The following is an 11,857-nucleotide window of genomic DNA, read 5'->3' as shown; positions in this document are numbered from 1 at the left end:
TATCGGCCTCAGCCGTGTACTTGTAGTTAGGGTGCTGCTTCAAATCGTATTTGGACGAGAAGAACGGGGGCAGGCCCCGCAGCTGCAAAATGCACTTATCGCCCGGCATGGTAGCCAGCTCGCTGGGGGTCATCAACTCCCGGCCCAGCCGCTGGGTGTTCTGGTTGTAGCTTTCCGACTGCCCACGGGAGCGGCCTTCGGTCTGCATGGAGATTGTGGCCTTTCCCAGCCAGTTTTCGGATATTTCCTTGATGGTGGAGCTTTCCCGCCCGCCCAGGAAAATCACGCTGTCCATGTTGCCTAAAATCGTTTCCGCGTGTTTGTCATAAATGGCCTTGCACTGTGCCATCTGCTGGTAAAAGAGCGTCAGCGATATTTCACGGGAACGGATCACGGCCACCAGCTTCTCCAGCGAGGGCACCTGGCCCGTGTTGGCCGCCTCGTCCCACAGCACCCGCACATGATGGGGCAGGCGGCCCCCATGCACATTGTCCGCCCGTTCACACAGGAGATTGAACATCTGCGAAAAGGCCAGGGCAACAATGAAGTTATAAGTGGGGGTTGTGTCGGAAATCGTGAAGAAAACCGCCGTTTTCCGATCCCCGATGCGGTCAAGCTCCAGCTCGTCATAGCTCATGATCTCCCGGAGCTGGGGGATGTCAAAGGGGGCCAGCCGGGAGCCGCAGGAAATCAAAATGCTTTTCGCGGTCTTGCCGCTTGCCAGCTTATATTTCTTGTACTGCTTCACGGCAAAACAATCCGGCTTGCGCTTTTCCAGGCCCTTAAACATATAGTCCACCGCGTTCATATAGGACTCGTCATCCTCTTTCACGTCCATGCCGGAAATCATATCCACCAGGGTATTGATGTTCCGATCCTCGGCTGGGGCCTCGAAAATGATATAGGCAATCAGGGCGCAGTACAAAAGCGTTTCCGCTTTCGTCCAAAATGGATCGCCCTCCTTGCCCTCGCCTTTGGTGTTGGCTATGAGGGTGTCCACGAATTTGAGGATGTCCGCCTCGTTGTGGATGTAGGACAGCGGATTATAGTGCATGGATTTTGAAAAAGCTATGCTGTTAAACACTTTGATCTGATACCCCCGGCGTTGCAGAAAAGCCCCCACCTGGGAGAGCACCCCGCCTTTCGGATCGACGCACACATAAGAGCTGTGCGCCTGGAGCAGCTGGGGCGTGAGCCAGAAACGGGTTTTGCCGGAGCCGGACGAGCCGATGATACAGGCGTTGAGGTTGCGGGCGTTGGCAGGATTTTTGGGCCGGGTATTCATGGTGAGAAACTCCGTCTTTGTCAAAATGACGTTGTTCTCAAACTTCGGATCGACAAAGGGCTTGATGTCTTTTTCGGTGCCCCAACGGGCCGACCCGTATTCCTCATCCCGCCGAAATTTCTTTGCGTTCTTGCTTTTGAAGTAGATCAGCAGGCGAAACCCCACCGCGCCAACAATACCGATGAGCCAGTCAAAGGGGGCCAGCCCCGGCGCAAAGTCGGCAAAGGCCGGGCCGATGCTCTGCCCCAGGCCCATGAGCTTGTGAGCAAAGTCTGCTCCAGGGGCCAGGCGGTAGGCCGTCCCCAGCTTTAGGCAGGCCCACAGAATAAACAGGTACGGGATATTGGGTATCACATACTTTTTGACGCTATCTGTCCTCATGCACCGCCTCCCTTGCACGTTTTTTCTTGTGGGACGGCTGGCGGGCCAGTTCAGCGGCAGCCCGTTTGAGCTGTTCCCGGATCGGGACGCGCCAGGACTTGGAACGCTTCATCACGCGCCGGGAATATTCCGAAAAACAAGCGGTGATGGCATCGGCCTGCCCGCTTTTGAAAAACAGCAGGTACTTGTCCGGCCCGGTCTTATAAAAGGCATAGTCCACATTCCATTTCCGGGCCACCCGGTCAAAGTCCTTCGGGGACTCCACCTCGATGCTGTTCGTGGCGGCCCCGTGGCCCATGAGCTGGCGCACCGTCTGTTTGCCGTGGGGTGTCTGGCGGGCCCGGTGAGCTTTCTTAATCTTCCGGCCCACCGCCAGACACGCCTGGGCCAGCACCCGGCCCGTGAGCTTTGTTGCCTTAATGGAAACTGCTATGGTACGTCTGGAAACGTCCTCATCAATCAGCCGTATCCCTCCTTTCCATGAAAAAAGCACCTCTGGACAAAGTGTCCAGAAGTGCCGCTATCGCTCCTCATGCTCCTTTTTGGCAATCTTCCGATAGCCCTCCAAGGAGGAGCCGTCAATAATTTCTTTGTAAGCCGCCATCTGCTCCCGCACCGAGAGCTGCGGGAACGCGAAAACCTTGTGCTCGGCGGGAATGTCCTCGATCCCGTGATAAAATTCCTTGAAGTCACCGCTGGTCTGGACGATATAGCCGCCGGGAGCCAAATGGCCGCCCTCATTGATTAGAAAATCACGTCCGTAAGCCTCATAATCAAAGTAATCTTTTAGCTCCTCCGGGATCGGCAAGTCCTGCGTAAAGTAGCGGCCTAAATCCTCCTCATTTTCAATATCGGGATAAAATTCAAAGCAATCCAGATTTTGTGTGAGGTTGATGAGATCGGCCACACTGGAAGTATGCCCACCGCTGTCAATGACCGCCTCAAACTTCTCCAAGTCGCCTTGATCCAGCTCGGAGAGCAGGCAGGCCAGATGGTTGAGCTCGTCCAGGTTTTCATATTCCGTGAGATAGTCATAGAGCCCCAGCACATCACCGTCAAAGCTGGTGATGAAAAATTCCTCGTACCGCACCCCGTCCACGCCGATGCGTTTCAGAAGTCCCTGCACCTCCTCCGTGGTAGTGGGGAATTTCAAGGTTTCACCGACCAGCTCGCCCTCGTTGTATTTTCCCAGGTTCGTGATGTAGGCTTCAAACAGGGACGCCATATCAGCGGCGGCCCTGGCCCTTGACGGTGAGGATGCCCTCAAGGGTGGTAGCGGTGATCCCCAGCCGCTGGGCCACGGCAATATCATTTTTCATGGACTCGGTGACGGTATGCCCGCACACCACCAGCACACGGGAACGCCGGAGCAGGTCACGGCCCATGTCGATGCCGTTCTTGTGCTCCTCCGGCACTGCGTCATTGAGGAACAACGGCAGATAGAGCATGGGGCAGATGGGGGAATAGCCCGCATCGTAGACCATGCGGCAGAAATGTGCCGCCTGTTCCATGTCCGCCGCAGGATCGCCGCGCCATGCGGCAGTAATATAGGCAAGGGATCGTTTCATCTTCAACACCTCCAATATTTATAATAGGTAGTTCGACCCTATCCCCCCGCCCTTTCCCTATCCAGGGAAAGGGGGCGGCTCTGGAGGATATATGCCCCCGCCGCCCAGCCGGGAATAGCACAGCCGGGGCAGGCCGTCAAGGGCAAGCCGCCGCAAGCGGCGGGCGTTCCGCCCCTTGACCGCCCACCTCCGGCTGTACTAAAAGATACCCGGCGACGGGGGATATATCACCACAGAGCCCATCCCAAGCGCGGGGCGCTTACCTCTGGACAAAGTGTCCAGAAGCGGGGCCCGGTTACTTCTCCAAGTCCTTTTTCTTGTCCGGCTTTGCCAGTTCGGGCGGCTGTTTCTCTTTCCACTCGTCCAGCAGGGCCATGATCTGCTCCTTCATTTTGGCAGGAGTGACCTCCTTACCGAAATACTTAGACAGTTCAGCAGTCGAAATAATCACACCGCGATCCTCCTTTTTCTCTTCACTCAAAATACCGTCAATCACATCGCCGTTGAGCTTACCCTCCTTGTCCAACTCGTGGAGCCGCTTTGCCTGGGCCACCGAGGGGGAGGAAACCTCACCATCAATGGAAACGGCAATCAGCCGCTGGTTTTCCGGCCTGATATACGAGATCTCCACCGCAGGCATAAAGCCCATCTGCTTTGTGTCCACCTTGTCCAGAAGCTCCGGCACCAGGGAGTTCAGGCGGATATACCGCATGACCTTTTTATAGTTCATGTCGTGTTCCTTACCCACGATCTCCACCGAGAGCTTACCCAGGGCCTCGGCCTCTTTCTCCGTTTTCGGGCGGGCCCCCTGGCGTTTGATGGCCTCCACCTCCAAATCCAGGAGCTTTGCCAGCTCGCTGGGGAGGGGATCGCCGCGCTGTTTGTTGCTGTTCCGCATTTCCCGGACGGCTTCAAGGTCAGTCATCTCCCGGACAATACAGGGCATTTCCTCCAGCCCGGCCCGCGCACCACCATGATGGCGGCGGTGGCCCGCGATAATCTCATAGCCCTTGCCGTCCTTTTCCGGGCGGACAGTGGCGGGGGTCATAATGCCGTGTTCCTTGATCGTCCCCACCAGATCGTCCATCGCCTTATCGTCCTGCACCTTGTAGGGGTGTTCCCGGAACGTGTGGAACGGGTGGAGCTCCGCCATCTTCAAATAGACGATTTTTCCCTCTTCCGCCGGGCGGGGCGGCACCTCCGGCGTAGGTGGCAGCTTGATCTCCGGCGGCGGGACTGCCGCCTCCTTGACGGGAGCGGCCTTGCCCGGCTTTACCGTCTTAGCGGATTTAGACGCGGGCGCACCGCCAGAGCCCGTTTCCTTGCCCTTGTCGGTTTTCTTACCTCTGGACACTTTGTCCCGAACAAAGGGCGGAGCCTCCTCACGGGCCGCCTTGTCAACCTTAGACGGGCGGCCTGTGCGGGGCTCCGCCGCTTTCGACTTTTTCTCCACAGTCGGCCCGGCCTGCTCTTTCGGCGGACGGCCCCGGCGCTTCGGCGGCTTATCCGCCTCCGGCGCTTTCTTGTCCGGGGCAGGAGCAGAAGCCTCCTTGCCGCCCTTATCAGCGGCCTGGATGTCCGAGAGGTTGATTACCTTGCCGGACGGCGCGGGAGCGTCCTCACCCATACCGGGGAGAACGGTCTGCTGGGTATGTTCCCCAGCGGCAGGCTCCGCATGAGCCCCACCAGGGACAGCGGGCCCCTCGGTGTGCTCCGGCGCGGGCGGATCGCCCGGCCCGGACGGGGCCGGAGCTTCCGGGGCTTTCTTTTCCTCCGGGCTCACGTTTACTTTTTCATCTGCCATTGGCTAACCTCCTTTTTCGTGAGATGAAAAAAGGCCAGACCTCCCGGCCCGGCCAGCAAAAAATTCCCCCTTTCGTTTTAGTATTAAGTCAGCACCACTCCTTTCCAAAACCGGGCCATGAAAAAACGCCGCCTTTTCCTTGAAAAAAGCGACGTTTTAGTGTAGGCTGGCTCGGTTTTTGTTGTGATTTATGATTATGCCTTTGTAAAGAAACCTAATCCGAAAAAGACTATGAAAATATTTCTAAATTAAACAAACAGTTAAACATTAATATATTTACCCTACTTAATGATGTAGCTTATGATCTTTCGCTTTTGAAGAAATATTCTAATGAAGAATCTCTGCATACATCGTTGTTTAGAGAAGTTACAAAATTCCAGTGTCAAGAACAGTTTCATAGAATTGCAACGGGAGGTTCTGTTCTCACAGACTATCATTTTATTATTGAAATTAATAGTTCTGATTTACCTATTAAGTTGACGTTTGATGTTATTCCATTAACAAAACCATCGTCCAATATACATGTTCTAATCGGTAGAAACGGAATTGGAAAAACTAATCTGATTCGGGAGGTAATTTGCAATATCTGCGGCGAAAATACTGACAGAATTAAAATAAAATATGACAATCAAGCGTCAGATGCAACCTTTGCTAATGCTCTTTGCGTAGCTTTCAGTCCTTTTGACGATTATTCCAAAATTATTAAACTTGAAACTAGTCCCCATAAAGATTGCCCAAGATGCTTTTATATCGGTTTAGACCGAAATAATAATAATTTGCTGAAAAATATTGAACGGCAATTTCTTACTAATTTAAAAGGTTGCTTTTCGAGTGGTGAGAAAACCAAAAGATGGAATAAAACCATGGATATTCTTGAAAGTGATCCGATGTTTGAGGCAATCAATATCGGCAGGCTGACAGATGAATCCTATTTTAAAAAAGATGGTACAGAAGAAAAATCTACATTAGAGAAGGCTGAAGAATTATTTTCGCTTCTAAGTTCCGGGCACAAGTGTGTTTTGTCCATTATTACTAGTTGCGTGAATAAACTTGAGGAAAAAAGCATTATCTTTATTGATGAACCAGAGAATCACCTTCATCCTCCACTACTTGCTTCATTACTCCAAGCACTTTCATTTTTATTAAATGATCGAAATGGTGTGGCTATTATCTCTACGCATTCACCAGTAGTCCTTCAAGAAGTTCCTAAATCTTGTGTGTGGATTTTGAATCGGTTTGGGGATGAATGGAGTGGAAAAAGACCGGAATTTGAAACTTTCGGCGCTGATATTGGTTCTCTAACAAGAGAAGTGTTTGGCCTGGAAATTTTAAAATCTGGATACCACAAAATGATTAAGGATGTCGTTGACCACGCAGAAAGCCTTGAAGAAGTGCTGGAAACATTTGAAGATAATCTTGGAAATGAGGCGTTAGGGCTTGCGCATATTCTATGGACCCAGAATAGAGAGGAAATCTGAATGAATAAGCTTACTATTCCCCTTGCGGATAAATCATCTAGCGAGATATTTGAGCAATGTGTTCGAGGGTATCGTGATACGAAAAAAGTTCGAAAGCTTTTGAGGTATAAGAAAGATGTGGAAAGCAGTGCTAAGAACTATTTAAAATATATTCCTTGTGATATTGAACACTATCCACAAACCCCAGTCAGCAGCGATGATAAAGAAATGCTAGTTAACGTCTACAAAGACAAATTTTCTAAAGCCTCATTTTCCAAAGGCCGTGCATATTACGATAAAATATTGGCAGGTGCAAGTGGAAAATGTGCAATTTGTAGTATTGGTGCAGCCTCAACATTGGATCATTATCTACCTAAGGCTGAATATCCTACTTTATGCGTATTTCCAGCTAATTTAGTTCCAGAATGCCAGTCCTGCAACAAAAACAAAGGGGATTTTATTCAAATAGAAAATGAAAAAATGTTGCTTCATCCCTATTTTGATGATTTGTCAGATGTAATATGGCTTGATGGGAAGTTGGTTTTTTCTTCGGTGATAGGTATTGAATATTATAACAGCTATACTTCTGATCCGGTCATGGCATCACGAATTAGCTTAACGATCGAAAAATACAAGTTGTTCCCATTGTTTGCTATTCAGGCTAATAGTGATATTTCCAACAATATATCAATGTGGAGAAAGCAGTTGCAAAATACAGGGACTAAACAGCTGAGGATATACTTTTCAGCATGTAGACTAAGCCGAGAGGAAAAAGATTTGAATTCATGGTCATCTGCATTGTATAGGGCTCTTGAAAGACAATGCGATGAAGTTATAGATTGGCTTAATAATAATCCATAACGGGCATAAGAACCGTCTATCCGATTAGAATGGTGATATTCAGATAATAAGCTAACAAGTACATTTTGATCTTCTCATTATGCCCATAATATATGGCTCAGGAACTACACTAATCCTAGCTTTATCGCTGAAAAAAGTGTGCTAGCTTTTCGGTTTTATTACCAATCTAATTCTTTTTTTACTTCCCTAATTTGATTTTTATTACGTAACATATTTATATTTTTTTGCATCTTATCATACTCTTTTTCCTTTCGCTGTATCTTCCAAAGTTCTGCTTGTAGGGCGGTCTTGCGGGCGGAGAGTCCGTCTAGTTCCGCTTTCAGCTTTTCGGCAGAAGGAAGTTTGGAGAGTCCAGCCTTCTTGATTTCCCTGGCAGCTGCCTCGAATAAGATGATCTCACTCTCAAAGCCGCGCAGGAATTTTTCCTTGTCCTTTGATGCCTTGTATCGGTCATAGACAGGTTTCAGCTTGCGATAGGTGTCGATCTGCTTTCCCAGAAGGGCAAGGTCGGCAAGCCGCTGTTCCGTATCCCGCAGGCTTTCCCTGGTACGGATGGAGGCGGCGGAAACGGCATCGCACCGTTCCACCAATTCCTCATAGCTGCCGATGCCGTGTTCGGCGAGAAAGTTCATGGTGGCGGCCGCTCGTTTTAGATTTTCAATGGTCGCCCACCGCTGGTATCCGGCGCTCTGCTGGGCCTTGATATTGTTCTGAATGTCAATGAGCAGGCTGACCTTCCCGCTGCGCTGCTGGGGTTGCCTGGAGGGACGGGGACCTCCGGCAATTCGGGAGGTAACGGCTTCTTCTGTGTAATCGGCACCCAGGGTTTTGAGCTGGGTGAACCTCTCCTGGTTCGGAGCCCTGGCGGAGATATACTTTCCCCGCTTGATCTCGTACCCTTCCCGTTGCAACCGGACAAGTAAATCTTCCAGGCTGGAGGACACGGGGATTAGCCGGTCGATGGCGGCTTTCAGCTTTGCCTTGTAGCTGGTGCCGTTCTGTGCGGCCTGATGCTCAATGTAGCTCTTGCCCTTATCCCGGCCGGGGACGATGACGGACAAGCCGTGTTCTCGACACAACCGGTCGCTGGCTCGGCGTATCTCGTGGTAGCTGCGTTTGTTGGAATGGTAGTGCTTGTGGTCGGTGAAACTGACCGCATTGAAAATCAGATGGTGCCCCTTGTCGATATGGGTGGTAAGTACAAACTCGTACTTGCCACCCAATATTTCTTTTGCCAGCTGCATCCCAATTTCGTGGGCTTCCTCGGCGGAGACCTCCCCAGGCTCAAAGGCTTGGATCAAGTGGCGGCCAAGGTGCGTGCCTTTGTCGATGGAATGGCGGCGTGTCCATTCAAATTCAATGTCGGCAGTCTCGGCAGCGCAGCCGAAGGAGGACACCAGCAGCTTTCCATCTGTCTTGTCGGGATTGCAGATATAGTCAATGGCCGCTTTCAGCGTTGACTTAATAGGATGCGTCTTTGTAACTGCCATATCTGATCCAGCCTTTCCCGGATTTCCTCCATGTCGGCCTGATAGGTAGAGCCTCCGGCGTTGACCCTCTTGGCGATTTGGTTAATGTTCCGGCCAATGGCGGACAGGAGCTTGTTCATCTCCTTGATGTCCCTGGTGTCCACATAGATGATATATCCGTCAATAGCCATTTTCCGCAGGTAGGCGCCGATCCGCTTTGTCTGGAGCTGGGCCATCTTCTGCTCCATCAGTTCCTTTTCCTCGGCGGTCACATAGAACTTCACCTGGATATTCCGTTTTCGGTTTGCCATCGTGGTATCTCGCCTCTTTTCGTATCAGGGTTTGGGATGTTCCCAATAAGCATTTTTCGGGTTTAGGGGGAGGGGCCCTAAAGCCAAAAATCGCAAGTGGGTACTCGCTTGCTGTGCTTGCTATCGTTTCTTCTCCCCGTAAATACAATGCCGGAAACCCCTTCATCTGCCCGCAAAATCTCGGATCCTCAAAAAGAAAAGGACAGCAAAGCTGCCTTTATAAAACGAAATGGAGGATGCTTTTACACACCCTCCGTTTTCTTCGTGGATTCTTCGTTTTTCAGCGCTCCGTCAATCGCGCCTTCGATGATCGGTAAGTACTGCTCTGGACAGAGCTTCAGTTTGTGGCTGATACGCTGCCGCTGTGCGCTTTCTTCTCGTATAACCTCAGGATTAAAGTACCGTTCTACGGGAAGTCCGCACACTTTAATAAGCTGTATGATAACCGGCAGGCTGGGGATCGTGCTATCGTTCTCGATATTTGCAAGATACCGGGGGTCGATATTGATGATCTCCGCCATCATTTTGCGCGACAAATGCTTTGCTTTCCGTGCCGCTTTCACATCTGCACCGAAAGATTCAAAGCCGGGGCAGTCTACAATATTCGCCATATAGCATCACCCGCTTACATTTTATATTTCATATCGCGCTCTCGGAATGCTGCTATATGCGTTAAAGATACATTTTATTATTCATATTCAGTTTCTTGCGGTGTAATAAGGAAAATGGTATAATTATATTAAAGAACAGAAAGAAGTGGTGTCGAATGACAAAACTCAACGAAGTGCGGCTCCATGCAAAGCCAGTGGATTGCGACGTTTGCATGGAGTAAAAATCGTCGCATAATCAATATGCTGGCTTTGCTGCTTGACGACTATCTCAAGGAGGAAGCCTGCATGAAATACATCAATGCAAAAAATCTTCTTCCCGATGCGCTGGTCAAGGAATTGCAAAGCTATATTCAAGGGGGCTATCTTTATGTCCCCGCCGATCAAGCGCAGCAAAAACGATGGGGAGAAGCTTCGGGCTACCGGCAGGAATTGCAGCAACGAAACCGCCAAATCGTAGAGGAGTTTCAGAAAGGAACCTCAATGGGGACGTTAGCGGAAAAATATTTCCTGTCCGTATCGGCCATTCGTAAAATCATTTATCAGAAATGAATCGGCAGGGGTTGCAGAAATGCAGCCCCTGCTTTTTGTTTGATACAGATCGATTCTGTATTGTCTGGTGGATGGAAAAGCATTCGTATCAGCGGTACGATAAAAGCAACAAATATATCGCAAGAGAGGAAAAGACCATGTGTACTCGATTTGTCTACCGAGGTGATGATACCATCACCGGCTTCAATTTTGAGATTGACCTTGCCGTATGGGATCACAAAATCATAACAGAAAAAGACCTCTTTTATATCGGCATCCTACGGCCCGATGGGGTGCGTCATTCCTATCATGGCGTGAATCGCAACGGAAATGTTGGAACCTTGTTGTATGTTCACGGAAACCCGGAGGGGGCCTATCAGGATTTCAAAGGTTGCATGACAATTGCAGACCTGATAGAACAGTTTGTGCAGGCAAAAATCAGTTTTGACGATGCACTGCAAATCGTGCAGGAACGGAAGATCGTCTATGCCCCGGATGCCACCATGCAGGCCATGCTGTCCGATCAGCAAGGTCGTACCCTAATCATTGAACCAGGGATTGGCTGGCGAGAAGATGATGGGCGCTACTCGCTGCTTACCAATTACTCTGTCCTTGCTCCCGAAAGCACAATGCCATTTATTGTGCCGGGGGATGATCGGTATGAAAGAGCAGATCAACTTTTAAACACATACGGAAAGCAATTTACGGTCACCGATGCATTGTCTGTGCTTCAAGCTGTCCGACAGGAGGGAATCTGGGCCACCAGAGTTTCTTTCGTTTATTCTGCAACGGAACACGCTGTTTACTATGTGGAGAACAACCATTTTTCACAGATTGAGAGATACGAGTTCTAATAACTTTGAGAGGAGGAAAGAACATGAATCCAGAGCAAATTTATCCTCGCACCAACGACCACGAAACCGTTTATCTGAAAAATGTCATCAAAAATCCCAACATCCTTGTTGGGGACTTTACCATGTATAACGACTTCGTCAATGACCCGCGGCAGTTTGAGAAGAACAATGTACTGTATCACTATCCGATCAACCATGACAAACTTATCATCGGAAAATTTTGTTCCATCGCCTGCGGGGCAAAGTTTTTGTTCACCAGTGCCAATCATACGCAAATGTCGCTGTCCACCTTTCCATTTCCTATCTTTTTTGAGGAATGGGGACTGGATGTCCAGAACATAACGAGCGCATGGGACAATAAAGGCGATATTATTATCGGCAACGATGTGTGGATTGGATATGAGGCGGTGATTCTGTCTGGTGTTACCATTGGAGATGGGGCGATTATCGGCACTCGTGCTGTTGTGACAAAAGATGTGCCGCCCTTCACCATTGTTGGAGGTATTCCAGCTAAGCCGATTCGCAAACGTTTTTCAGATGACGATATAGCCGCATTGTTAAAAATGAAATGGTGGGACTGGCCGGTTGAACAAATACAGAGTCATATTCCTGAAATTCAATCAGGAAGAATTGCGAGCTTAAAAAAGTTGTTTTTCTGACGTCTAGAATTTTTACTTTGATTTTGCTACATCTAGTATATCTGCCTTGACTTTTACTATTGACAATAG

General features: G+C 49.7%; 13 protein-coding genes. 5 read left to right on the top strand and 8 right to left on the bottom strand.

The window, feature by feature from the left end; translation table 11 throughout:
• The 5 genes from EJL02_RS10855 to EJL02_RS10835 all read right to left on the bottom strand — a co-directional run.
• Nucleotides 1–1,666 (bottom strand): VirD4-like conjugal transfer protein, CD1115 family (locus tag EJL02_RS10855; RefSeq protein ID WP_164510392.1); only part of this gene is annotated, 1,666 nt, incomplete at its 3' end.
• Nucleotides 1,653–2,159: a PcfB family protein gene (locus EJL02_RS10850; RefSeq protein WP_125116427.1), complete on the bottom strand. Its 507-nt coding sequence runs from the start codon at nt 2,157–2,159 to the stop codon at nt 1,653–1,655. The genes EJL02_RS10850 and EJL02_RS10855, both read right to left, overlap by 14 nt.
• A 27-nt stretch (nt 2,160–2,186) precedes the next feature.
• On the bottom strand, nt 2,187–2,891 hold the full coding sequence (locus EJL02_RS10845) for an antirestriction protein ArdA (RefSeq protein WP_125116426.1): 705 nt from the start codon (nt 2,889–2,891) through the stop codon (nt 2,187–2,189).
• A 1-nt stretch (nt 2,892) separates the two neighbouring features.
• Nucleotides 2,893–3,234: a DUF7768 domain-containing protein gene (locus EJL02_RS10840; RefSeq protein ID WP_125116425.1), complete on the bottom strand. Its 342-nt coding sequence runs from the start codon at nt 3,232–3,234 to the stop codon at nt 2,893–2,895.
• Between the two features lie 295 nt (nt 3,235–3,529).
• Nucleotides 3,530–5,038, bottom strand: a complete 1,509-nt coding sequence (locus tag EJL02_RS10835; RefSeq protein ID WP_125116424.1) for a ParB/RepB/Spo0J family partition protein — start codon at nt 5,036–5,038, stop codon at nt 3,530–3,532.
• Between the two features lie 314 nt (nt 5,039–5,352).
• Here EJL02_RS10835 and EJL02_RS10830 point away from each other — a divergent pair, with 314 nt between their 5' ends.
• Together EJL02_RS10830 and EJL02_RS10825 are read left to right on the top strand one after the other, a co-directional pair.
• Nucleotides 5,353–6,516, top strand: a complete 1,164-nt coding sequence (locus EJL02_RS10830) for an AAA family ATPase (RefSeq protein ID WP_164510391.1) — start codon at nt 5,353–5,355, stop codon at nt 6,514–6,516.
• The gene (locus tag EJL02_RS10825) at nt 6,517–7,356 is read left to right on the top strand and encodes an HNH endonuclease (RefSeq protein WP_125116422.1); all 840 of its coding nucleotides are present in this window, start codon (nt 6,517–6,519) and stop codon (nt 7,354–7,356) included. It begins immediately after the preceding gene.
• A gap of 158 nt (nt 7,357–7,514) precedes the next feature.
• Here EJL02_RS10825 and EJL02_RS10820 read toward each other — a convergent pair whose 3' ends face one another.
• From EJL02_RS10820 to EJL02_RS10810, 3 genes are all read right to left on the bottom strand, one after another.
• A complete protein-coding gene (locus EJL02_RS10820) occupies nt 7,515–8,846 on the bottom strand; it encodes a relaxase/mobilization nuclease domain-containing protein (protein ID WP_125116421.1) in 1,332 nt (443 codons plus the stop codon).
• Nucleotides 8,807–9,136, bottom strand: coding sequence for a plasmid mobilization protein (locus EJL02_RS10815; RefSeq protein ID WP_125116420.1), 330 nt, complete (start codon nt 9,134–9,136; stop codon nt 8,807–8,809). Before EJL02_RS10815 ends, EJL02_RS10820 begins: the two co-directional genes overlap by 40 nt.
• Nucleotides 9,137–9,378: 242 nt before the next feature.
• Nucleotides 9,379–9,747, bottom strand: a complete 369-nt coding sequence (locus EJL02_RS10810; RefSeq protein WP_125116419.1) for a helix-turn-helix transcriptional regulator — start codon at nt 9,745–9,747, stop codon at nt 9,379–9,381.
• Between the two features lie 183 nt (nt 9,748–9,930).
• Between EJL02_RS10810 and EJL02_RS10805 the strand changes: the two genes are divergently transcribed.
• The 3 genes from EJL02_RS10805 to EJL02_RS10795 all read left to right on the top strand — a co-directional run bounded on the left by EJL02_RS10805 (nt 9,931) and on the right by EJL02_RS10795 (nt 11,788).
• Nucleotides 9,931–10,296 (top strand): CD3324 family protein, encoded by a 366-nt coding sequence (locus tag EJL02_RS10805; protein ID WP_442858017.1) that lies wholly within the window; start codon nt 9,931–9,933, stop codon nt 10,294–10,296.
• A 71-nt stretch (nt 10,297–10,367) separates the two neighbouring features.
• Nucleotides 10,368–11,129 carry a conjugal transfer protein gene (locus EJL02_RS10800; protein ID WP_442858016.1) on the top strand — a complete coding sequence of 254 codons (762 nt, stop codon included), beginning with the start codon at nt 10,368–10,370 and terminating at the stop codon, nt 11,127–11,129.
• A 23-nt stretch (nt 11,130–11,152) separates the two neighbouring features.
• Nucleotides 11,153–11,788, top strand: a complete 636-nt coding sequence (locus EJL02_RS10795) for a CatB-related O-acetyltransferase (RefSeq protein ID WP_125116418.1) — start codon at nt 11,153–11,155, stop codon at nt 11,786–11,788.
• Nucleotides 11,789–11,857: the final 69 nt, after the last annotated feature.

Origin of the sequence: Agathobaculum sp. Marseille-P7918, assembly GCF_900625105.1 — a bacterium.
GTDB lineage: Bacteria > Bacillota > Clostridia > Oscillospirales > Butyricicoccaceae > Agathobaculum.
Note: the sequence above shows the minus strand (reverse complement) of the source record. Positions and strands in the feature narration are given on the sequence as shown.

Excerpts from the sequence above, each read along its gene's own strand:
- EJL02_RS10845 (WP_125116426.1), bottom strand. The coding sequence starts at position 2,891 with ATGGCGTCCCTGTTTGAAGCCTACATCACGAACCTGGGAAAATACAAC.
- EJL02_RS10795 (WP_125116418.1), top strand. The coding sequence starts at position 11,153 with ATGAATCCAGAGCAAATTTATCCTCGCACCAACGACCACGAAACCGTT.
- EJL02_RS10820 (WP_125116421.1), bottom strand. The coding sequence starts at position 8,846 with ATGGCAGTTACAAAGACGCATCCTATTAAGTCAACGCTGAAAGCGGCC.
- EJL02_RS10810 (WP_125116419.1), bottom strand. The coding sequence starts at position 9,747 with ATGGCGAATATTGTAGACTGCCCCGGCTTTGAATCTTTCGGTGCAGAT.
- EJL02_RS10835 (WP_125116424.1), bottom strand. The coding sequence starts at position 5,038 with ATGGCAGATGAAAAAGTAAACGTGAGCCCGGAGGAAAAGAAAGCCCCG.
- EJL02_RS10825 (WP_125116422.1), top strand. The coding sequence starts at position 6,517 with ATGAATAAGCTTACTATTCCCCTTGCGGATAAATCATCTAGCGAGATA.
- EJL02_RS10815 (WP_125116420.1), bottom strand. The coding sequence starts at position 9,136 with ATGGCAAACCGAAAACGGAATATCCAGGTGAAGTTCTATGTGACCGCC.
- EJL02_RS10840 (WP_125116425.1), bottom strand. The coding sequence starts at position 3,234 with ATGAAACGATCCCTTGCCTATATTACTGCCGCATGGCGCGGCGATCCT.
- EJL02_RS10805 (WP_442858017.1), top strand. The coding sequence starts at position 9,931 with ATGCAAAGCCAGTGGATTGCGACGTTTGCATGGAGTAAAAATCGTCGC.
- EJL02_RS10800 (WP_442858016.1), top strand. The coding sequence starts at position 10,368 with ATGGAAAAGCATTCGTATCAGCGGTACGATAAAAGCAACAAATATATC.